This window comes from Mycobacterium sp. IDUB_39, assembly GCF_055419205.1.
The window spans coordinates 1,186,537-1,208,414 of sequence record NZ_JBVAXF010000001.1 but is presented as its reverse complement, the minus strand read 5'-3'; the positions used below and the strand labels follow the sequence as shown (position 1 = coordinate 1,208,414).

The window sequence follows — 21,878 nt, the reverse complement described above, 5'->3', positions numbered from 1 at the left end:
TCCTGGCTCAGCGCTTGAGCCAGGACTCGATGGTGTGGCGGGTGTCGTTGATGTGTTCCTCCATTCGAGCCGCAGCCAGTTCGGGCTCCCGATTCTCGATGGCCTCCAGGATCGACTCGTGGTAGTCGTTGGCATTCGCCTCGAGCCGACCGAAGATCGCGCCGACGGGCAGCCACATTCGCCTGCGGGCGTCGGCGACCGCGTCGAGCAGCCGGTCGTTCTGCGCCGCCTGGGCGATCCCCATGTGGAACGCCGAGTCCAAGGTCTGAAACTCCGTGGTGTGCTGTGCGGACTGCTCGTGCAGCGCCGTGTCCAACGCGGTGTCCATTCCGCTGAGCAACTTGTGCAGATCGGTCAGGTCGAGATTGCGGCGTCGCTCGGCCGCCAGGCGGGTGGCGCCCGTCTCGACGATGATCCGGTAGTCGAAGGCGTCCCGGATCGCCCGCTTGTTGCGGCGCATCTCGCGGCGCATCTCGACGGGGTCGTACTCAGGGGCCTGCACTGTGAAACCGCCGCCGCGGCCTCGCCGTACGGCGATCAAACCCTCGCGTTCGAGAACGGCCACCGCCGCGCGCACCGTGGTTCGCGATACGTCGAGCATCTCGGAGAGTTCGCGTTCAGTGGGGAGCCGGTCGCCGGGCCGAAATTGGCCCAGTTCCAGCGCTCGGCGCATCTGGTCGACCACCAGTTCGTGGGCCGGAATCTGACGGACCGGACTCAGTGCCGAGGATCGCCCTGTTGCCGTCATCGGATTGCCCCCTTTCGCTTGCCCGAGGGTAGCGCACCGCACCTTCAAACCGGGTTAGCCCTGACCTTTGAACCAATCGGTACGGGGGTGCAAAAGGGGGCCGATCGGAGGGCCGGAATTTAAACACCTAAAAACTTGACCAATAGGTCTTTGTGCGTGAGACTTGCTTCAAGTAGTGATCGCCATCACCAGTGAAGGGAAGAACCGTGGGACAGAAAGTCATCGTCACCGGAGGAGCGGGCGTCATCGGCCAGGCCATCTGCCGCCGGCTGCTGCAGAGTGGCTACGTTGCGGTCGCCGCGGATGTCGAATCGGTGGTCGGCGAGCTGGATCTGGTGCAGGCCCGCATGGAGGGCGCGCAGGCAGTGGCGATGGATGTGAGTGACCGCGATAGCGTGGCCGCCGCGGTGGCGTCGGTGGTCGAGGACGGCGAGACGCTATACGGGTTGGTCAACTGCGCTGGCATTCTGCGTGATTCGTTCCTGGGTGAGCTGGACGAGGCGAAGCTGGAGTTGATGTTCCAGGTGAACATCGCGGGGATGGCTCGCGTCACCGACGTGGTGGCGCCGCTGCTGACCGAGGGCAGCGCGATCGTCAACATCGGCAGTCTCACTGGACATTTCGGACGCTTCCGGGGTGCATCGGTGTACGGCGCGACCAAGGCCGGGATCGCGGCCTACACCCGCTACCTGGCAGAGGAACTCGCCGATCGTGGCATCCGGGTCAACAACGTCGCCCCGGGCGTCATCCGCGCACCGATGAGCCCGTCGATGGCGCGGGTGTCCGGCGGTGAGGAACTCAGCGCTAGCTACGCGATGCTCAAGCGCATCGGCGAGCCAGAAGAGGTCGCCGAGGCGGTTGAGTTCCTGCTCTCGCCGCGCGCGTCGTTCATCACCGCCCAGACCCTGCTGGTCGATGGGGGTGTGGTCGCGTGGTGAGCACCGAGCACGCTGGTGCGGGTCTGCGCGAGTTCACCTCGGTCGAGGACGCCAACGCGCAGGCCTTTTCCCGCCTGGATGCCGCCGACCCGTGGGTCATCGACGTCCGGCCGGCACGCGACGTGCTGCCGGGCTACCGCGACAATCTGGTGCTCACCTCGGGGGCGCCGATGTCATGGCACGACTACACCGGCGGGCAGCGCGAGGCGCTCATCGGCGGGGCGCTGTTCGAGGGGTTGGCCGACAACCGCGAGGACGCCATCGCCGGTTTCGCCAGCGGCGAGATCGAGGTGGGCGCGTGCCATGACTACGCCGCAGTGGGATCGCTGGCCGGGATCTACACCGCCTCCATGCCGGTGTTCGTGGTGGAGAACCGCACGCACGGCAACGTGGGCTTCTGCAACTTCTATGAGGGCAAGGAACCGCGCCGCCTGAACTATGGCTGTTACGACGAGGGTGTGCACGAACGTCTCCTGCACGTGAACTCCGTGCTGGCGCCCGTGGTCGGAGAGGCGATCCGTCGCCGCGGGGGGATCGCGCTCAAGCCGCTGATCGCCCGGGCTCTGCGGATGGGCGATGAGGTGCACAGCCGCAACGCCGCAGCGTCGATCCTGTTCAACCGCGAGATCCTGCCCGCGGTCCTGGACATGGTCGACGACGGTGTGGCGGGTGTGCGCGAGACGATGCTGCACCTGGCCGAGAACGACTACTTCTTCTTGAGGTTGTCGATGGCGGCCGCCAAGGCCTCAGCTGATGCGATGGTGGTCCCCGGTTCCACGCTGGTCTCGGCGATGGCGTTCTCGTGCCGCGGGTTCGCGATCAAGCTCGCGGGCCTGGGCGAGACCTGGTTCGAGGGGCCGCCCCCGATCCATCAGGGCAAGCTGTTCGCCGGTCACACCGAGGACGAGATCACGTGGATGGGCGGCGAATCGCCCATCACCGAGACCATCGGGTTGGGCGGCTTCGCTCAGGCCTGCGCGCTGTCGCTGCAGGAATATCAGGGCGGTTCGCCAGAAGTGATGATCGAGCGCAACCTCGAGATGTATGCCATCACGTATGGAGAGAACAGCACCTACCGGATACCGCATTTCGGCTTCCGCGGTACGCCCACGGGTATCGACGCCCGCAAGGTCCTCGAGACTGCGGTCCTTCCGGTGATGGACGTGGGATTGGCGGGTCGCGACGGCGGTCAGATCGGCGCAGGCGTCATCCGGGCGCCCCGCGAGTGTTTCGCCGACGCGCTTGCCGAGCACGGGCGCAGATTCGGTTCGCGATGAGCGGCACGACGGGCCGCAAGTCGCTGCCGCTGACCTTCAGCGGCGGTGACGCGCTGGTCACCGGTGCGGCCTCGGGTATCGGTGCGGCGATCGCCCGCACCCTGATGTCTGCCGGGGTGCGGACGATCCGGCTGGATCTCCGCGCGCCCGATCCCGAGACCGACTTCGCCGCCGAGCTACAGGTCGGTGTTGCCGCCGACGTGCGTGACCCCGACCTGATGGGACGCCTGGCCGAGGCGGGTGTAGCGGGCGATGCCATCTCCTACCTGGTCAACTGCGCAGGCATCATCGACAACACCGGGTTCTCCGGCGTCGACCGGCAGGCCTGGCTGCGGTGCCTGGAGATCAACCTCGTCGGTGCGTACAACCTCATCGACGCCCTGTCGCCCGCGCTGCGCGGCGCGACGCACTCCGCGGTCGTCAACATCACCTCCATCGAGGCCTCGCGCGTCATCGCACTGTCCGACCCCGATCCCACACCGCAGTACGCGGCGTCCAAGGCTGGTCTGCACATGTTGACTCAGACCGCCGCGCGCGCCCTTGCGGTCGACGGCGTGCGGGTCAACAGCATCTCCCCGGGATTCGTCGCCACACCGATGGCGGCCGCTCACGGCGACACCACGGTCCTGCCGCCCGCGCTCGCTGCGCGCGTGCCCGCGGGACGGTTCGCCGAACCGGACGATATCGCCCAGGCCGCCGCATTCCTGCTCAGTGACCAGGCCGGCTACATAACCGGTACCGACCTCCGCGTCGACGGGGGATTCCAGCTGACATGAGTACTTCAGCCCACACGAGCAGCGGCCGACAGGCCCCCACCGTCGTCGCCCACGAACCTTCGCTGGGACGGGTTGCCCGCACCGGCACCCTCGAAGAGCTGTCCAAGGGCACCTTCCGCAGTGCCGCAGAGCACGCCGCGGCTGGACGTTTCGACGCTGCGGCCGCGCTGGTCGAGGTCTCCGTGCTCGAAGCGCAGGAACTGCGCGAGATCTACGAGGCGTGGCCCACGGCCACACGTGACTGGATCAGCGCCCGCGGGGTCGACGCGGCCGAGATCGACACTGCCCTTGACCGGCTGCATGCGCTCATCGGCGACGTGGCGGCCAAGGGCATCGAGGCCGAGTGGCCGCGGTACGTCGACGCGGTGCGTGTGGCCGCCCTGTCCTGTCGCGGCCACGACCCCGACGCGGTGGCCGCAATCGAGGTTGCGCGCACGGTCTGGCAGGGTGTGCACGACCGCGCGGTTGACCGCGTGGCCGGGCTGATCGACATCGCCGTGCGCACCGTTGGCGAGGACAGCCTTGGCGAGTTGTGGGATGTCCTGATGGCCGACTGGTACGAGATCCATGCTCGGCGCTATGCGTTGGACAACCAGCCATGGTCGGACTCGGCGCAGCAGCTCGTCATCGCGATCCTCGATGGCTTCCACGCGCACCTGACCGGGACCGGTCGGCAGGGCGATATCGAGATCATCGAGGAACCCACCAGGACCGGATTCCGTTTCGCTCCTTGCGGATCCGGCGGACGCACCCTGGATGTCGGGGTCACCGACGGTAGGCCCCGCAGTGCCGCACCGTACGACTTCGCGGTGACCACCCGTCCGCACGACTGGGCGTGGAACACCGTCGGCATCTGCTCGTACTGCGTGCACTGCTGTCAGCTCAACGAGGTGATGCCGATCGACCGGCTGGGCTTCCCCACCCGAGTCATCGACGCTCCCACGTGGGGTCCACAACAGACAACGACCTCGTGCACGTGGTGGGTCTATCACGACCCCGCCGATGTGCCGGATCACGTCTACTGGCGGGTCGGGCGTGATCCGTCGCGCCGCCCGGCCAAGGAAGATGGAGTCGAATATGACTGACCGCGTGGCGATGACCCAGCTTGAGGTACCCGACTACGATCTGGGCCTCCGCGGCAAGGTGGTGCGCGCCGACAAGACTCGCAAACCCACCAACCTGGCGTTCTGCACAATCCTCTACGGGCTCTCGGTCGTCGACGAGGTGACCGACACACCCCTGAGCAACGTCGGCAATGGCTATCCCGACGCCACGCTGGTGCCGGACGAGTCGACCCGCATCGCGTTGCCCTGGCGGATGGGAACCGAGGCCGTGATCGCCGACCTGGCAAGTGCCGACGGCAGGCCGCTCGACATGTCACCGAGGAACGTGCTCCGTTCTCTGGTGGATCAATTCGGTGAGCTGGACCTGAACCCGGTCCTGGGTTTCGAGTACGAGTTCTGGCTCTTCCGCGACGCGCCCGGGGCCGGTGGCCGTCAACCGTTCAGCGCAACGGAGAACGCGTACAGCCTCACCAGATCCGCCGAGGCGCACTCGCTGGCAACTGACTTCATCAACCGAATGCACTCCGTCGGTATCGAGGTGGAGATGTTCCACGCCGAACTCGGGCCAGGCTTCTTCGAGTTCACCCTCGCGCCGACCGACGCGGTTCGTGCCGCGGACAACGCGGTGCGAACGCGCCAATACCTTCGCGACCTGTGCGCCGAACGCGGTCTGCACGCCAGTTTCATGGCCAAGCCGTTCGCCGACAAGTCCGGTGCGGGCGGTCACCTGCACTCCAGCCTCACCCGTGACGGCGCGAACGTCTTCGCCAACCCGCAGTGTCAGCTCTCCACGGAGGCGCGGCACTATCTGGCCGGCCTGTTGGCGGGGATGCCGGCCACCACCGCGCTGCTCAATCCGTACGTCAACTCCTACAAGCGCATCGATCCCGAGATGTTCACTCCCGGTACCGCCGGGTGGGGACACGACGATCGTGCTTCGGCGTGCCGGGTCATCCTCAACGACGTCGCGTCGGCGCGAGTCGAGCACCGCCGTCCCGGTGCCGACGCGAGCCCCTATCTGGTCGCGACGGCGATTCTCGCCGCCGGACTGCACGGTCTGCGTGAGGGTTTGGACCTGCCCGCGCCGGGGGACGGCTCACTCGACCTGCCCGCCGACCTGTGGGCCGCAGTCGCTCGCTTCGAGGACTCGTCCTGGTTGCCCGACCTGCTGGGCAAGCCCTTCTGCGCCTCGTTCGCCGCGACTCGGCGTGCTGAAGCGCAGCGCTACGACGACTGGCTTCGCACCAATATCACCAGCTGGGAACTTCACCGCCACTTGGAGCACCAATGAACACGTCATCAACACTGCTGTCGATCGAGCAGTTCGATCAGCTGACCAGCACCGGCGAGATCAACACCGTCGTCTGTGCCGCACCGGACCCGTACGGCCGGCTGGTGGGTAAACGGCTCACGATCCAGGCGTTTCGGTCGCTCGGGCTCTCAGGTGATGGCATCAACGCCAGTAGCTTCATCTTCGCCGTCGACCTGGAGATGAACCCGCTCGGCCTCGCGGTGTCCAACGCCGACAACGGCTGGGCCGACATTCGGCTGGTACCCGACCTGACCACACTGCGCCGCGTGCCATGGGAGCCTCATGTCGCGCTGGTCATCTGTGACGCGTACGAGACCGGCTCCGACACGCTCCTGTCTGTCGCGCCGCGTACCATTCTGCGGAAGCAGATAGAGCGCGCCGAACAACACGGCCTGCGTTTCAAGTTCGCCTCCGAGTTGGAGTTCTTCCTTGCCTCAACGCCACCTCGCGAGGCGTGGGAGATGGGATACCAGAACCTGAAGATGTTGTCGGACTACCGTTCTGACTACCAGATGGTGCAGTCTGGCCGCGACGACTGGTTCATCGAACGCATCCGTAACCAGATGCCCGAGTTCGGCGTGTCCGTCGAGTCCTCCAAACCGGAGTGGGGACTGGGGCAGCAGGAGGTCACCCTGGACTACTGCGACACCCTCGAGATGGCGGATCGCCACGTGCTGTTCAAGTACGGCGTGAAACAACTCGCGCATGCCGCAGATCTGACGGTGACGTTCATGGCCAAACCCAAGATCGACGAGGTTGGCTCCTCGTGTCACCTCCACGTCAGCATGTGGTCGGCCGACGAGGGCAGGGCCCTGTGCGCCTCGGACCGACCGGCAGGGGGGATGTCGGACAAGTTCGGTTCGTTTGTCGCCGGTCAGCTCGCCCATGCGGCCGACATCACCTTGATGTTCGCGCCGACGATCAACTCCTACAAACGCTTTCAGCCGGATCAATTCGCCGGCACCGCGATCGCGGTCGGTAACGACAACCGGTCCTGTGCGTTCCGGCTGGTCGGCAGCGGACCGTCCTACCGCGTCGAGAATCGGATCCCGGGCGGGGACGTGAACCCGTACTACGCCTACGCGGCCACCATCATCGCGGGCCTCGACGGTGTCGAACGCCAGTTGCCCGCGCCCGAGATATTCGACGGCAACGCCTGGACCGGCGACAACGTCACTATCGTGCCGACGTCGATGCACGAGGCGTTGCGCCTCTTCGCCGAGTGCAAGACGGCCCGAGCAGGATTCGGCGACGAGGTGTTCGACCATCTGCTCGCCTCTGCGCGAAGCGAACTGGTGGCCTTCGACTCACACAGCGTCACCGACTGGGAGACGCGCCGCTACTACGAACGTGTCTGACCACCAACTGTATTCGCTCGACAGTATGTCCACCTGACGATAACCCACTACCGAGGAACTACCACTGATGCCGATCGATCCCATCGCCCAGAAGATGCTCGACGACGCCAAGGCGTCTGGTCGACCCAACGCGCACCTACTGCCCGTGGAGACCGCGCGCCAGAACTTCGAGGACACCTTCGGTGCACTGGCCAAGCCGCCGGTCCACCGTGTCGTCGACATCGCGATCCCCACCCGCGATGGACAGACCATTCCCGGCCGGCTGTACCTGCCTGCGGAGGAGAGCTCGGTACTACCGCTGACGGTCTACTACCACGGTGGTGGCTGGCTGCTCGGCAGCATCGACTCGCACGACGTGGCAACTCGCAAGCTGGCCAATGCCTCGGGTGGCGCTGTGCTGTCGGTCGGATACCGCCGTGCGCCCGAATCGCGTTTCCCGACAGCGGTCAACGATGCGATCGACGCCCTGGAGTTCGCCGCCAGTCCCGCATCGGGCCTCGACGTCGACACCACCCATATAGCCGTCGCCGGCGACAGCGCAGGCGGCAACTTGGCCGCCGCGGTCGCCCTGCATGCACGTGACGCGGGCACCGTCCACCTGTGCCACCAACTGCTGGTCTATCCCGTCGCGACCACCGACCTCGCCCGCGGCATGGACTCAGAGTATGACGGCGTGATGCTCGAGCGGGACGAATTGCAGTGGCACCAGGACAATTACCTGCCCGACGCCGCCGCGGCCGCGGATCCCAGGGTGGACATTCTCAGCGCCGACCTGGCGGGGCTGCCAGAGACGACCGTGTTGCTCGCCGAGTGCGACCCGATTCGTCCCCAGGGTGAACTGCTCGCCGAGGCGCTCAAGGCGGCCGGTGTGCCGACCCTGACCCACCAGACCCCGGGCATGGTCCACGGTTTCTTCGGCCTCGACGAGGTGTTCCCGTCGGCGACCGACGCGATGACCCTCGCAGGTGAGCGCCTGGCTCACGCCCTGGGCGGTGCCGACAAGTGAGTGCCACCGCGATAGTCACCGGCGCAGGCGGGGGGATCGGTCTGGCCACGGCCATCCGCCTGGCCTCCGACGGCGTCGATGTTGTCGCCACCGACATCAAGCCGGAGGTCCCCGGCCTGCCGTCCGGTGTCGACTACGTCCAGTTCGACCTGCTCGGCGGCGATCCCGCCGGACTGCTTGCGGCTCTTGACGGGAAACCGCTGGACTACCTGGTCAACGCCGCCGGCCTGGCGCTGTTCGATCGCGATGGGTCGGTCCTCGACACCGACGAGGCCGTCTGGGATGCCACCCTCGGTGTCAACCTGCACGCGTTGCGACATCTCACCGTCGCCGCCATCCCGCTGCTGCGGTCCGGCCAGGGCAAGAGCATCGTCAACGTGGCGAGTACCGCGGGCATTCGCGGTATGGACTCGCCGCTCGACGCCTACCAGGTCAGCAAGGCTGCGGTCGTCTCCCTGACCCGCAGCCTTGCGCTGCAGCTGGGGCCCGAGGGCATCCGGGCCAACACCGTGTGTCCGGGCGCAATCCTCACCCCGATGATCGAACCGCTCTACGTCGAGAACCCGGCCAGGCGGACCGATATGGAACAGCGCACGCCGATTCGCCGACTGGGCATGCCCGAGGATATCGCCAACGCGATCGCGTTCCTGCTGTCCCAGCAGGCCTCGTTCATCACCGCGACCGACCTCGTTGTCGACGGCGGTTGGACCGCCCAAATCAAGTAGTTCCGACCAGGTTTCACACCACCTGGACGATTGACAAACCCGTTTAAGGTCTAAATACTGAACCTATAGCGGTTATAGCGCGTCTGCCGAGCATCGAGGAGAACATCAATGAACGCACACCTGGCGCCCCGAGTGGCGGTCATCGGTGCCGGGTTCAGTGGCATCGCCGCCGCTGTCGCGCTGCGCAGGAAGGGCATCGAGGACTTCGTGATCTTCGAGCAGGCGCCGGGACTTGGCGGCACGTGGTGGCATAACCGCTACCCCGGCGCCGAGGTCGATCTGGAATCCCACATCTACTCGTTCTCGTTCGAACGTCACGACTGGACCAGGACGCACGCCGACTGGCGCGAGCTGCTCGGCTACCTCGAGGGCGTCGCCGACAAGTGGGATCTGCCGCGGCGCATCAGGTTCAACGAGTCGGTGCAGGACGTCTCCTGGTCCGATCAGAACCACACCTACACCGTCACGACGTCCTCGGGTGAGGACCACGGTGAGTTCACCGCGGTCATCAGCGCGGTGGGCTTCCTCAACATTCCGCTCATGCCACCGTTCGCCCGCGACGGCCACGACTTCGAGGGTGCGATGTGCCATACCTCGCGATGGACGGAGGGTCTGGACATGACCGGCAAGTCGGTCGCGGTGGTCGGCACCGGATCGTCTGCAGTTCAGATCGTCACCGAAGCTGAGAAGGTCGCATCGGACGTCACGATCTTCCAACTGGAGCCGAACTGGATCATTCCGAAGGACAGCCGGACCTTCAGCCCGCGCGAGCGTCAGCTCAACCGAAATCCGTTGGTGTACGCATGGCGGCGCTACAAGCTCTTCGTGGACTACGACGTCAGGCAGATCGGTTCGGGACATGCCCGCAGCGATGGCCGAAACAACAAGCGCCGCCACGCGATGTCACTGGCGTTCCTCAAGCGCGAGCTGGCGTCCCGGCCTGACCTGATGGAGCTCGCCACGCCGAAGTTCGCGTTCGAGGGGAAGCGCACCGTGCTGAGCGACACCTACTACGCCGCGCTGCGCAACCCGAAGGTCAAGCTGGTGCCCCACGGCGTCAAGGGCTTGACCCGGACCGGTGCGATCGACGCCAACGGCGACGAGCACGAGCTGGACATCATCGTCATGGCAACGGGTTTCGACGCCGCCAACTACCTTGGCAACTACCAGGTGCACGGGCAGGGCGGGGCGGAACTGCACAGTGCGTGGAACGGCGAACCCGAGGCGTTCCTCGGCATGATGGTGCCGGGGTTCCCCAACTTCTTCATCATGTACGGACCCAACACCAACTCGGTGCCCCTGGTGTCGTTCTATGAGGCGCAGGCGAGCTTCGCCGCAGGCCTGATCTCGCGCGCCGCCAAGACCGGTAAGACCGTCATCGACGTCCGGCGGTCGGCCTTCGTGATCTACAACGAGTGGCTCCAGGGCCAACTCGCCAAGACCGTGTGGTCTACCGCCAACAGCTACTTCCGCGCGGGTACCGGAAAGATCGTGTCGCAGTGGCCATTCGGTGCCACTCCCTACATTCTGGGCACGAAGCTGCTGCGCCGCATCGCGGTCCGGCTGTCCTGATGTCGGCGAAACCTGTCATCGCGGTCACCCTCAGCGGCCGCGAGCTGCCGCGACTCATCCACTGGCGCGAGATGTTCGAGGGGCTCTACACGAGCGGAGCCATTCCGATGGCCGTGGACTGTGGTGCCGCACTGCTGAATATGTCGAGCATGTTGGCCCACGTCGACGGGCTGCTCATCAGCGGAGGCGGTGACATCGACCCGACCCTCTACGGGGGCAACGCGCAGGATCCCACCGTGGCCGGGGTCAACACCGTCAGGGACGCGAACGAGATCGCGGCGTTCGAGTCCGCGTGGCGTCGCCGAATCCCCACCCTGGCCATCTGTCGCGGAGCGCAGCTGGTCAACGCCACGCGGGGCGGCACACTCTACGTCGACCTCGCGCGCGACCACCCCTCCGACATTCCGCATCGACGGACTGAGGAGGAGCTGCTGACGTTCGCCCATCCAGTCGACATCGCGGCAGGCAGCCGCCTGGCGAAGTGGTTGAACCAGGACGGCGAGATAAGCGTCAACAGTCAGCATCACCAGGGCATCCGCCGCCTGGCACCCGGTTTCACTGCGACGGCATGGGCCAATGACGGGCTGGTCGAGGCGTACGAGGCCGTCGATCAGCCGGTTACGGCGATCCAGTGGCATCCGGAGATCAACTGGAACAGCAGTGAGATGTCGCTGCGGGTGCTCCGCGGCTTCGTGGACTCCTGCCGACCCGCTCCCGTTCTCAGCGCTTCCAACGCCTGACGGCCTCGACCTACAGACGGCCCTCGCGCCGCAGTAGATCCGCCGCGCTCATACCCCCGCCACGCCGCTTGGGCTGATCGCCCTCGGCGGCCTCACGGGTGTCGATCTTCTCGGTCGCTTCCGGATCCTTGGGGCGCTGCGCCGGGATGGCCGTCGTCGGCTCGTTGCCGGCCGGGTCCGCACCGCGGGGACCCTGTTCGGGCATGGCCCGGGTGGCGTCGGCAGATGGCTGTGCGCTGGGTGTGCCGCCGCGCAGCTCGCCGAGCCAGGACTCGATCTCGCGGTTGGTGTTGCCGCCGCGGGGCTCGTTCCTACGCCCCTCGGGGGCCGGAGCCGGGGGAGGCGGCGGGACGGGTGGTGCAGCCGGCCGGTTCGGGTCGACGCGCGGCGTCCGCTGGGTGGGTGCCGCGGCGTTGTCCGTCGGCTCCTTGGGCGCGGCGAAGCGTGTCGTCGGGACATCACCGGACGGGGCCGGTGGTGTCGGGATGCGGGAGGTACCCGCGGCCGACGGCTGGCTGACGCGCGGCGGGATCGGGACCGGCCGGGCCCGGCCACCGGGACCAACGGGGCCAACCGGGCCACTCGGGCCGCCGGGGACGGGCCGCCGTGCGCCACCCTCGGGATGCCCGGGGTCGTGCGGCGGCAGGCTGCGAACCGGTGCTCCCGCGCCGACCAACGCCTCGGGGTCGCTATCGGATTCGCGGGCGGTGGGCCGCTTGCGCTCATCGGGAAGTTCGGTCTCGCCGAGGCCGAGTCGCTCCTGGATCCGCTTCATCCAACGCGGCGCCCACCAGCAGTCGTCGCCGAGGAGTTTCATGATGGCCGGCACCAGGAACATTCGGATGATCGTCGCGTCCAGAAGCAGCGCGAGAAGCAGTCCGAAGGCCAGATACTTCATCATCACCAGGTCGGAGAACACGAACGCGCCCGCGACGACGGCCAGGACGAGGGCAGCACCGGTGATCAGTCGGCCAGTGGTGGCGGTACCGATGCGGATCGCCTCGGCGGTGGACATACCGCGCTCGCGGGCCTCCACCATGCGAGAGACCAGGAACACCTCGTAGTCGGTGGACAGACCCCAGATCACGGCGATGATGAGGCCGATCATCGGAGCCATCAGCGGCTGAGGTGTGTAGTTCATCAGCCCGGATCCGTGCCCGTCGACGAACATCCAGGTGAGGATGCCCATCGTCGAGCCGAGCGTCAGCGCGCTCATCAACGCGGCCTTGATAGGCAGAACGATTGATCCGAACGCCAGGAACATCAGGATCGTCGTTGTGGTGATCAGCAGCAGCACCATGAGCGGCAGCTTGTCGAACAGGCTGTGAATGCTGTCCTGCTCGAGCGCGGGGGTGCCGCCGACCGAGACGGTGATACCGCGCGGCGGCGGTATGGCACGCAGCTCGTCGATCTTCTCCGATGCGTCATTGCGAACGATCAGGCCGTTCTGGATCACCCGGACGCCGGGATCCTTGGATGCCCCGTCGAGGTAGGAGCGTTCCTTCCACATGCTGTCCGGGTCGTTGTTGGTCTCGATGAAGCCAGGAATGTTCATCGCCTTGGCGCGGATCTCGGCGATCTGCTGGTCGGTGACCGGGTCGCCGTTGTCGCTCTCGATCACCAGCGTCAGGGGTTCGGTGCGGAACTCGGGGAAGGTCTTGTCGAACTGTTCCTGGGCCACGCGCACCGAGTTGTCGGGCGGCAGGTACTTCTCACTGATGCCGCCGAGGGCAAGCTGTCCCAGCGGGATGATGAGGATGATCATGAAGATCACGATGGGAGCGGCGAACGCGATCGGCCGCTTCATCACAACGTTGACGAGCTTGCCCCAGAAGCCCTTCTCGACCTCGGCGCGGGTCTTGGTCTTCTGTGTCTTGTCGGCCAGCCAGTTCAGCCACCAGATGGTGATTCGGCGAATGAGGGGGCTCAGCCGGGCCGCCTGCAGGATCAGCGTGACCACTGCGACGAAGATGACAATGCCCAACAGGATGTAGAACAGGGCGTTGTCGAGCAGCCCATCATCCTTGAGCCAGAAGGCGCCATAGGCCAGCAGGCCAAAGGTCGTGACGTAGCCCAGCGCCAGCCCGATTCGGGTCAGCATCGCACCGTTGTCGCCCGTCATGAGGATGCGCTTGCGGGCGATGTGGCCGGCTGCGATCGCTCCCGGAGGGAAGAGGAAGGCCAGCACCAGGGTGGGGATCGCCAGCCGCTCCATCGGCGCGCCCGGGGTCTCGGGCCTGCTGTCGATGGGATTGGGCTGGGTGAACCGCAGCAGGGTGCGCACACCCAGTGCGTCGACATTCGGCCCGAGTATCGCCAGTGCGGCCGCCAGCACGGTGACCGACAGGATCGCCGCGAGCATCACCGAGGCGATGATCGCGTAGGTGATCGACTTCAGGAACCCCTGTGGGAACAGCAGCAGCGGCACCGAGGAGGCGACCAGGATCACCGCGGAGAACATCACCGTGCGACCCGAGGTCATGACGGTGCGCCGGATGGCGGCCTCGGTGTCATAGCCCTCGGCGAGTTCCTCTCGGAAACGGCTCACCATGAACAGGCCGTAGTCGATGGCGATACCCAGGCCCATGAGGGTCACGACCGGCTGGGCGAAGAAGTGCACCGGCGCGATCTCGGCGACCAGACGCATGACACCCAACGCGCCTGCGATCGTCAGGCCGCCGATGATGGCAGGCAGGGCGGCGGAGATCACGGTGCCGAACACGAAGAACAGGACGACCGCGACCAGCGGGATGGCGGCCACCTCGGCGCGCTTCTGGTCCTCGCCGATGGTGCCGGTCAGCTCGCTGGCGAGGGGCTGCAGGCCCGCCTGCTGAACGTCGATGCCGGGGATGTTCAGCGCTTCCTTGACGGTGGTGCCGTCCTCGCCGACAACCTTGTTGTAGTTGTTCAGGATCGCGTCGTCGTTATCGCCCTTGAGCTGGACCGACATGAAGGCGTGCTTCTTGTCCTCGTCGGCCATGGTCTTGAGCAGATCGGGGTTCTTGAAGTAGCCGATGGTCCGCAGAATCGAGTCGGGGTGGTCCTTCTCGACCTGTGCGAGGTTGTCGAGAACCTTCTTCTGGAACGCCGGATCGTCGACGGTCTTACCGTCGGGCGCCGTGTAGATGGCGACGATATGGCCGGACGTGTCGCGTCCGTAGGCCGCGTCGGCGGCCAGCGATGCGTGCACCGACTGGCTGCCCTCGTCGTAGAAACCACTCTGGGTGACGTGGGCGCCGAGGCTGATCCCGTACACGCCGCCACCAAGGCACAGTGCGACCATGACTCCGATTACTGCGAATCGGAATCGGTACACCGTTCGACCCCACCAGGCGAACACGTCAGCTCCTTACGATCTTCTTCACGCTATTGTCGGCCTGCGCCACTTCAGTTGTCAGGCGCGAGAGGTCAGTAGCGCGGACAGCGGCCTGAACGGCTGCAGCCACGCCCCCTGCTCGGGCAGCGAATCAAGTCCGATTCGCGGTAACGGCTCCCTGAAGACACCGGAAATGTCCTCCAGGTCGACGAACTCCAAGGTATCCGACGCTAACGCCCAACTGGCATGTTCGCGAAATCCGAGGACGTGGACGTCAATACCATCGCGGGCGATGTCCTCGAGCGGCAGCCGGAACGCCTGCCCGTCCGCCGACGCCACGTAAACGCTGGCCAGACCCTCCCGACGACGCAGCGCGATGTGATCGAGCATGTCGGAGTCGACATCGCTGTCGTCCTCGATCTTGGGCTTCGCGAATACCGCGAAACCCACATTCCGCAGCGCCTCTACCCACGGTCGCACGACGTCAGCGCTGCCCGGCGCGATGTTGGTGAACACCGTCGCCTCGGGTTCCAGCGCGCCGGGAAGGCCCTCGGCCTGCCTGGCCGCGGACAGATCGGCGGTCTGGGCCAGCAGCCAGCGACCCAGCGCGTCGAACCTGGGCCGGTGCGCCGCGGTCGGCCTGCCGCCGAGGATCGAGCCCAGGCCCATGTCGAGGTTCGGGGCGTCCCACACCAGCAGCACGCGCTGCGGCGGTTCCACCACAACGGGTTGCTCCTCGTCCAGGTGATCCTCAATGTCCGCACCCTCGGTGAGGTCCCCGGCCGCGCCCACAGTGACATCCTCGGAGACGCTCATGACCGTCTCTCCCAGATCAGCTCGGTGATGGCACTGCCGGCGTGCCGCCCCTTCGCCTCGAACTTCGTCTCGGGTCTGCGGGCCGACATCGGCAGCTCGTCACGTGACACCCGGTCCGGATCGACGCGTGCCAGCAGCGCCTCACCGTCGCCGACCTCGGCGATCTGCTCGGCGTAGCCGGCGTGGTCAGTTGCGGCGTGCAGAACGCCGCCCGGCTTCAGCCGGTCGGCGATGAGGGCCACCGTGGCCGGCTGCAACAGCCGTCGTTTGTGGTGACGTGCCTTGGGCCACGGATCGGGAAAGAACACCCGCACGCCCGTCAGGGAACCAGGTGCCACCATGTGTTCGAGAACGTCGACGCCATCGCCCTTGATGAACCGGATGTTGGTCAGCCCCTGGCGGTCGACCGCACCGAGCAACTGCGCGAGACCCTTGCGGTAGACCTCGACGGCGATCACGTCGAGATGCGGTTCGGTGGCGGCCATGGCCCGGGTCGAGATGCCGGCACCACAGCCGATCTCCAGAATCACCGGCGCCGACCTGCCGAACCACGTCTCGGTGTCGATAAGGCCCGCCGGAGCGCCGTCGGAGTTGCGCGCATCCCTACCAAGTTCGGGCCATCGCCGATCCCAGGTGTCCTGCTGGCCACCCGAGAGGGCCGAGTGCCGGGCGCGGACGACGCTGGTGATGCGTGGGTAGGGGTGCGCGGGGGCGGAGGGCTCTTGGCTGGCCTCGGGTGCGGCCTCCTCGCGCTGGGCATGCATCGGTCCATCGTCTCGCATGAACCACTGGGTACCCGCATCGTGGGACATATTGATACCCAACAGTTGCCTTTGGCCAGCTGGGAGAACCCGGTGAAATCAGTGCTCCTTTCAGTTCTGCGGGAATGCGACGATGACGGTGTGGGTTCGTGGGGGGAAACACACGGGGAAGCGCACTGGGACGCCGACCGCGAGCGTGACGCGGCGGCGGCGTTTGCGACGGCCCTGGACCAATTTGCTGAAGGATCCGGCGCAGGGCAGTTGGCGCCGTTCATCGCCCGACTGCGGACCCCGGTGTGTGTTGCGGTTCGGGGCCGTCGTGGCGCCGGAGTCGCGACGATGCGCGCGGCGCTCACCATCCGGGGCGTGTGCACCACGACGGATCCGCACGCCGACGTCCGCGTGCTCGTCGCGGTCGAGGCGCTCAAGCCCGAGGAACGGGCCCGATTGGCGGGCGGTACCGACACGATCGTGGTCCTCAACAAGGCCGACCTGTCCCGGAAGCTGCCCGACGGGTCGATGGCCGAGGCCAACCGCCGGGCCGCCCTGATCCAGTCCGACACCGGAGTGCCGACCATCGCGATGAGCGCTCTGCTCGCCGTTGCGGGTTGCGGCCCGATGGAGGATGAGACCCTCCGCGCGCTGCGCGTGCTGACCCGCGAGCCCGCCGATCTGAGCAGTGTGGATGCCTTCGTCACCGCCGAGCATCACCTGAGCGCCGACGCCCGGGGCTGTCTGCTGCAGCGGTTGGACCGATTCGGCGTCGCCCAAGCCGTGCGAGCACTGGCGCGTGGAGCCGACGCGGCGAGGCTGCCAGAGGTGATGTCTGAGATGAGCAACGTCGATGCGCTGCTCGCGGCACTGCGGTCGGCCTCGGCGGCGGTGCGGTATCGCCGGGTGCGCGAGGTGATCATCGAATTGCGCTGTCGGGCAATGCAATCTGGGCTCGACGGGCTGCTTGGCTGGCTGGCCGGTGACGAGCCGGTGCTCGCCGCCATGGCCGCGGCGGTCAACGTCCTCGAATCCGACGGGCTGCTGGTGGACCCGGGTGTGCGACCCGACGCGCACCGCAGTCGAGCCCTGTACTGGCGGCGATACGGTCGCGGCTGCGTCGGCTCGCTGCACCGCGACTGCAGCGCCGACGTCGTGCGGGGATCGCTCCGGCTGCTCGGCGATGCGAGGTGAGCCGGCCCGTTGTCCTGGTGATCGGGCCACCGTGCGCCGGGGTCACGAGTCTCGTGGCGGCGCTGGGTGAGCGCATGGCTGACGCGACCGTCGTCGAGGCAGTCGCTGACGGCGAGACGGTCGGCGCGGTGGTGTTCGCGGTGTCGGCGGTGGCCCCGATGACCGAATCCGACTGCGCTCTGCTCGACGGGTTGCTTGAACCCGTCATCGCGGCCGTGACCAAGATCGACGCCCACCGCGGCTGGCGCGACGTGCTCGCCGCTAACCGGGCGGTCCTGGCCGGTCGGGGACCGCTGCACTGCGACATCCCGTGGGTGGGTGTGGCCGCCGCGCCTGATCTGGGCGAACCGGGTGTCGATGATCTCGTGGCCGCGCTTCGCCGCGGGTTCGCTGATGTCGAGGGGTTCAGGCGGCAGCGGGTGTGTCGGCTGCAGGACCGGCGGCGGCGCATCGTCGGAGACCACCGGCGGCAGCGGTCGACGACCGCGCTGACCGTGCGGGGCGCGGTGGCGCAGGCGCGGGTGTCACTCACCTATTGGTCGCGTAACCGCTGCGCGGCGATGGTGGCCGAGCTGCGCGCGGAAGCGGCGACGCTGTCGCGCGCGGAGGCGGCCGAGTTCGAGGCTCGGGTGGGTGAGGTCACCGCGGCGGTCACTGCCGAGGTGGACGCACAGATCGGTCGCGAACTCGATGCGCTCGCCGAACGGCTGGCCGTGCCCCTGCCGACCCGCACGGACCCGGTGCCGGAGCCGGCGGTCCGCACCGAGCCGATGCCGACGTCGCGTCACACCGAGAACCAACTGGTGGTGATCCTGGGGGTGGGCTTCGGGCTGGGTGTCGCGCTGGCCTCGGGCCGGCTCCTGGCCAGCGTCGCTGACGGGCTCGACGTCGTCGGGTTGGTCGTGGGTGCGGTGGTGGGGCTGGCGGTGACGCTCTGGGTGATCGGCATCCGAGGGCTGCTGGCCATCCGCGCCGGCTTCGACCGGTGGGTCACCGAGATCGGCGCCGCAGCACGGTCGGATGCCGAGGCACGCGTCGCCATGCGGTTGCTCGCCGTGGAGGTGGCGCTGACGACGTCCGCGGCCGAGCGCGCCGAGACGTCGGCGGCCCGGATGGCCAAGCTGGTCGCCGAGATCGACGCAGAAATTCGAGCGATGACGTGATGCGGAACCGCTCGACGGCAGATTGCCCGCGAAATGGTTGTTTCTGAATCGTTCCTGTGAGCGATCGGACATACTCCCGATTTACCGCGGGTATGTCACCCACGTTAACCTCGTTAAAAGCGACACCGTGACGGCAAGCAGGAGAATTTCGATGACCTCAGCGACCATTCCGGGCCTGGACAACGCACCCACCAAACACGAGGGCCTGCTGGCATGGGTCCGCGAGGTCGCGGAGCTGACCCAGCCTGACCGGGTCGTCTTCGCCGACGGCTCCGAAGAGGAGTACACGCGCCTCGCCGAGCACCTCGTCGCCGCGGGCACCTTCCAGAAGCTCAACCAGGAGAAGCAGCCCAACTCCTACCTCGCGCTGTCGGATCCCTCCGACGTGGCACGTGTCGAGTCGCGCACCTACATCTGTTCTGCGCGCGAGATCGACGCGGGCCCGACCAACAACTGGATGGATCCCGCCGAGATGCGGACCATCATGAAGGACCTGTACCGCGGTTCGATGCGCGGCCGCACGATGTGGGTGGTCCCGTTCTGCATGGGACCCCTCGGCGCGGAGGATCCGAAGCTGGGCGTCGAGATCACCGACTCCGAGTACGTGGTCGTCTCGATGCGCACGATGACGCGCATGGGCAAGGCCGCGCTGGACAAGATCGGCGATGACGGCTTCTTCGTCAAGGCGCTGCACTCGATCGGCGCACCGCTCGAGCCCGGCCAGAAGGACGTGCCGTGGCCGTGCAACGACACGAAGTACATCACCCACTTCCCCGAGACCCGCGAGATCTGGAGCTTCGGCTCCGGCTACGGCGGCAACGCGCTGTTGGGAAAGAAGTGCTACTCGCTGCGCATCGCGTCGGCCATGGCGCACGACGAGGGCTGGCTCGCCGAGCACATGCTGATCCTCAAGCTGATCTCGCCGGAGAACAAGGCGTACTTCATCGCCGCGGCGTTCCCGTCGGCGTGTGGCAAGACCAACCTCGCGATGCTGCAGCCCACCATTCCCGGCTGGCGTGCCGAGACCGTCGGTGACGACATCGCCTGGATGCGGTTCGGCAAGGACGGCCGGCTCTACGCGGTCAACCCCGAGTTCGGTTTCTTCGGTGTCGCGCCCGGCACCAACTGGGACTCCAACCCCAATGCGATGAAGACCATCGCCGCTGGCAACACCGTCTTCACCAACGTCGCCAAGACCGACGACGGTGACGTGTGGTGGGAGGGCCTCGAGGGCGAGCCCGATCACCTGATCGACTGGAAGGGCAACGACTGGGTCCTGCGGGAGACGGAAACCAAGGCGGCGCACCCGAACTCGCGCTACTGCACCCCGATCTCCCAGTGCCCGACGCTGGCCCCGGAGTGGGACGATCCGCAGGGTGTGCCGATCTCGGCGATCCTGTTCGGCGGCCGCCGCAAGACCACCGTCCCGCTGATCACCCAGGCCCGCGACTGGCAGCACGGTGTGTTCATCGGCGCCACCCTGGGCTCCGAGCAGACCGCCGCCGCCGAGGGCAAGGTCGGCACCGTGCGCCGCGACCCGATGGCCATGCTGCCGTTCATGGGCTACAACGTCGGCGATTACTTCCAGCACTGGATCGACCTGGGCAAGAACTCCGATGAGTCGAAGCTGCCCGCGGTGTTCTTCGTGAACTGGTTCCGCCGTGGCGACGACGGCCGTTTCCTGTGGCCGGGCTTCGGCGAGAACAGCCGCGTGCTCAAGTGGGCCATCGAGCGCATCGAGCACAAGGCCGACGGCAAGAGCACCCCGATCGGCATCGTGCCGACCGCCGCTGACATGGACCTCGAGGGACTCGACGTCGACGCCGCCGATGTCAACGAGGCACTCGCCGTCAACGTCGAGGAGTGGCGTAACGAGGTGCCGCTCATCGAGGAGTGGTTCGAGTTCGTCGGCGAGAAGCTGCCCACCGGTATCAAGGATGAGTTCGACGCGCTGAAGACCCGGTTGGCCGAGGCCGACTAGTCACCTTCCGCGAGCAGTCGCAAAAGCCCCTGAAGCTCGACGCTTCAGGGGCTTTCGCGTCTGCTCGCGCATGGGAATTGTTCTAGCCAAGCAAGCGGTGGTAAATGGCCTTGGCGCCGAGGAGCGCGCGACTGCCGGAGTGTGCGTCCTTGTAGTGCAGCAGGATCGTCACACGCCGCGTACCCGCCGGACAGGGCATGGTGGCGTGATAGGACCTGTAGCCCGAGAAAAGGTAGGCGGAGCCGGGGTCGAGTGGGATGACCGTGGTGGCCCTCTCAGGGCTGACCCGTCGGCGGTAGGCATTGGACTGCATGACCATCTTCTCGACAATGTTCGTGATCGCGAAGCGGCGGAAGGGGCGACGGTTTGGAAACAGCACCAGTTCGCCGGAGTTCCCCGGCCCGGCGTCGGGGATGTCGATGGGCAGCACCATGGTGACAACCGTCGCGTCGTAGTGAAACCACAGTGGTCTTCCCGACGGGTCGGGCCCGTTGACGATCCGGACGGAGACGTCGAGATGTCGATCGCGGGGATCGCAGTCTGGGTGCAGGTCGACTGCGACTGCCTCGAGGAGATCGCGTAGCTGGGTGTCGGAGAGCAGAAGGTCTATGAGCGGGGAGTCCCGCGCGGTCAGGGCCTCGAGCAGCACCTCGTGGGTGTCGGGTCGGTCGATTGTCGATGCATAGCGCCTCGCCGCGTCGAGCCATCGTGAGCTGACGACGTCGGGAAGCAGGGCGTAGCCCTGCGATTGGATCGAGCGCGAAACGGGCGCACTCGCCGCGACATCCTGGTGGCATACGGCGACCTGCACAGCCATGGATCCCTCATGTCCTTCGTGAAAGTCGATACTTAACCAGCAGTGACCAAGCTATGTTAGAGACAGCTCAATTCATCACGTTTGAACTGAAGTTATACCGCAGCAGCGGAATTTCAGCAACGGTTGTCTAGGTTGCCAGAAGCGCCCGCAGATGCGCAATCGCGGTGTCGATCTCGGGAAGGCTCACACCCGTGATCGGTGAGACGGCGAATCCGCCGAGGGGTGCGGTGGTTTCGTAGCGTCGAGCCGATCAAGGACGGCCGCGAGAGTCGCCACCGCTATCGGCAGTCCGCTCGCGGCCATCGCGTCCGCGCATGAGGCCC

Annotated in this window: 18 protein-coding genes; 13 read left to right on the top strand and 5 right to left on the bottom strand. The window is 66.7% G+C overall.

Features of this window, described 5'->3' with window-relative positions; genetic code table 11:
* Positions 1 to 7: 7 nt before the first annotated feature.
* On the bottom strand, positions 8 to 748 hold the full coding sequence (locus ACZY0X_RS05590; protein ID WP_463768595.1) for a FadR/GntR family transcriptional regulator: 741 nt from the start codon (positions 746 to 748) through the stop codon (positions 8 to 10).
* 206 nt (positions 749 to 954) lie between these two features.
* On the opposite strand from ACZY0X_RS05590, the gene ACZY0X_RS05585 reads away from it, so the two are divergent.
* The 10 genes from ACZY0X_RS05585 (at position 955) to ACZY0X_RS05540 (ending at position 11,516) form a co-directional block, all read left to right on the top strand.
* Positions 955 to 1,686 carry an SDR family NAD(P)-dependent oxidoreductase gene (locus ACZY0X_RS05585; protein WP_463768594.1) on the top strand — a complete coding sequence of 244 codons (732 nt, stop codon included), beginning with the start codon at positions 955 to 957 and terminating at the stop codon, positions 1,684 to 1,686.
* Positions 1,683 to 2,963, top strand: coding sequence for a YlbE family protein (locus ACZY0X_RS05580; protein ID WP_463768593.1), 1,281 nt, complete (start codon positions 1,683 to 1,685; stop codon positions 2,961 to 2,963). The genes ACZY0X_RS05585 and ACZY0X_RS05580 overlap by 4 nt, the downstream gene beginning before the upstream one ends.
* Complete coding sequence (locus ACZY0X_RS05575; protein ID WP_463768592.1) at positions 2,960 to 3,739, top strand: SDR family NAD(P)-dependent oxidoreductase; 780 nt, start codon at positions 2,960 to 2,962, stop codon at positions 3,737 to 3,739. The genes ACZY0X_RS05580 and ACZY0X_RS05575 overlap by 4 nt, the downstream gene beginning before the upstream one ends.
* Entirely contained in the window at positions 3,736 to 4,824 is a 1,089-nt protein-coding gene (locus ACZY0X_RS05570) for a hypothetical protein (protein WP_463768591.1), read from the top strand. Before ACZY0X_RS05575 ends, ACZY0X_RS05570 begins: the two co-directional genes overlap by 4 nt.
* A complete protein-coding gene (locus tag ACZY0X_RS05565) occupies positions 4,817 to 6,094 on the top strand; it encodes a glutamine synthetase family protein (RefSeq protein ID WP_463768590.1) in 1,278 nt (425 codons plus the stop codon). The genes ACZY0X_RS05570 and ACZY0X_RS05565 overlap by 8 nt, the downstream gene beginning before the upstream one ends.
* Entirely contained in the window at positions 6,091 to 7,473 is a 1,383-nt protein-coding gene (locus ACZY0X_RS05560) for a glutamine synthetase family protein (RefSeq protein WP_463768589.1), read from the top strand. Before ACZY0X_RS05565 ends, ACZY0X_RS05560 begins: the two co-directional genes overlap by 4 nt.
* 67 nt (positions 7,474 to 7,540) lie before the next feature.
* Positions 7,541 to 8,479 (top strand): alpha/beta hydrolase, encoded by a 939-nt coding sequence (locus ACZY0X_RS05555; protein ID WP_463768588.1) that lies wholly within the window; start codon positions 7,541 to 7,543, stop codon positions 8,477 to 8,479.
* Positions 8,476 to 9,204 carry an SDR family NAD(P)-dependent oxidoreductase gene (locus ACZY0X_RS05550; protein WP_463768587.1) on the top strand — a complete coding sequence of 243 codons (729 nt, stop codon included), beginning with the start codon at positions 8,476 to 8,478 and terminating at the stop codon, positions 9,202 to 9,204. Before ACZY0X_RS05555 ends, ACZY0X_RS05550 begins: the two co-directional genes overlap by 4 nt.
* A 108-nt stretch (positions 9,205 to 9,312) precedes the next feature.
* Positions 9,313 to 10,776 carry a flavin-containing monooxygenase gene (locus ACZY0X_RS05545; protein ID WP_463768586.1) on the top strand — a complete coding sequence of 488 codons (1,464 nt, stop codon included), beginning with the start codon at positions 9,313 to 9,315 and terminating at the stop codon, positions 10,774 to 10,776.
* Positions 10,776 to 11,516 (top strand): gamma-glutamyl-gamma-aminobutyrate hydrolase family protein, encoded by a 741-nt coding sequence (locus ACZY0X_RS05540; RefSeq protein WP_463768585.1) that lies wholly within the window; start codon positions 10,776 to 10,778, stop codon positions 11,514 to 11,516. Before ACZY0X_RS05545 ends, ACZY0X_RS05540 begins: the two co-directional genes overlap by 1 nt.
* 10 nt (positions 11,517 to 11,526) lie before the next feature.
* Here the strand turns inward: ACZY0X_RS05540 and ACZY0X_RS05535 are convergent, their stop codons facing one another.
* Genes ACZY0X_RS05535 through trmB form a run of 3 tightly spaced genes read right to left on the bottom strand, consistent with a single transcriptional unit; the run spans position 11,527 to position 16,430 of the window.
* On the bottom strand, positions 11,527 to 14,856 hold the full coding sequence (locus tag ACZY0X_RS05535) for an MMPL family transporter (protein WP_463768584.1): 3,330 nt from the start codon (positions 14,854 to 14,856) through the stop codon (positions 11,527 to 11,529).
* A 54-nt stretch (positions 14,857 to 14,910) separates the two neighbouring features.
* Positions 14,911 to 15,648, bottom strand: a complete 738-nt coding sequence (locus ACZY0X_RS05530; RefSeq protein ID WP_463768583.1) for an NYN domain-containing protein — start codon at positions 15,646 to 15,648, stop codon at positions 14,911 to 14,913.
* Positions 15,645 to 16,430, bottom strand: coding sequence for a tRNA (guanosine(46)-N7)-methyltransferase TrmB (gene trmB, locus ACZY0X_RS05525; protein WP_463768582.1), 786 nt, complete (start codon positions 16,428 to 16,430; stop codon positions 15,645 to 15,647). The genes ACZY0X_RS05530 and trmB overlap by 4 nt, the downstream gene beginning before the upstream one ends.
* Before the next feature lie 72 nt (positions 16,431 to 16,502).
* Between trmB and ACZY0X_RS05520 the strand changes: the two genes are divergently transcribed.
* The 3 genes from ACZY0X_RS05520 to ACZY0X_RS05510 all read left to right on the top strand — a co-directional run bounded on the left by ACZY0X_RS05520 (position 16,503) and on the right by ACZY0X_RS05510 (position 20,738).
* Positions 16,503 to 17,594 (top strand): hypothetical protein, encoded by a 1,092-nt coding sequence (locus ACZY0X_RS05520; protein WP_463768581.1) that lies wholly within the window; start codon positions 16,503 to 16,505, stop codon positions 17,592 to 17,594.
* Positions 17,595 to 17,668: 74 nt separating this feature from the next.
* Positions 17,669 to 18,757 (top strand): hypothetical protein, encoded by a 1,089-nt coding sequence (locus ACZY0X_RS05515; protein ID WP_463768580.1) that lies wholly within the window; start codon positions 17,669 to 17,671, stop codon positions 18,755 to 18,757.
* Between the two features lie 151 nt (positions 18,758 to 18,908).
* A complete protein-coding gene (locus tag ACZY0X_RS05510; RefSeq protein ID WP_463768579.1) occupies positions 18,909 to 20,738 on the top strand; it encodes a phosphoenolpyruvate carboxykinase (GTP) in 1,830 nt (609 codons plus the stop codon).
* A gap of 82 nt (positions 20,739 to 20,820) precedes the next feature.
* On the opposite strand, the gene ACZY0X_RS05505 is transcribed toward ACZY0X_RS05510, so the two are convergent.
* Complete coding sequence (locus ACZY0X_RS05505; protein ID WP_463768578.1) at positions 20,821 to 21,555, bottom strand: hypothetical protein; 735 nt, start codon at positions 21,553 to 21,555, stop codon at positions 20,821 to 20,823.
* Between the last annotated feature and the right edge of the window lie 323 nt (positions 21,556 to 21,878).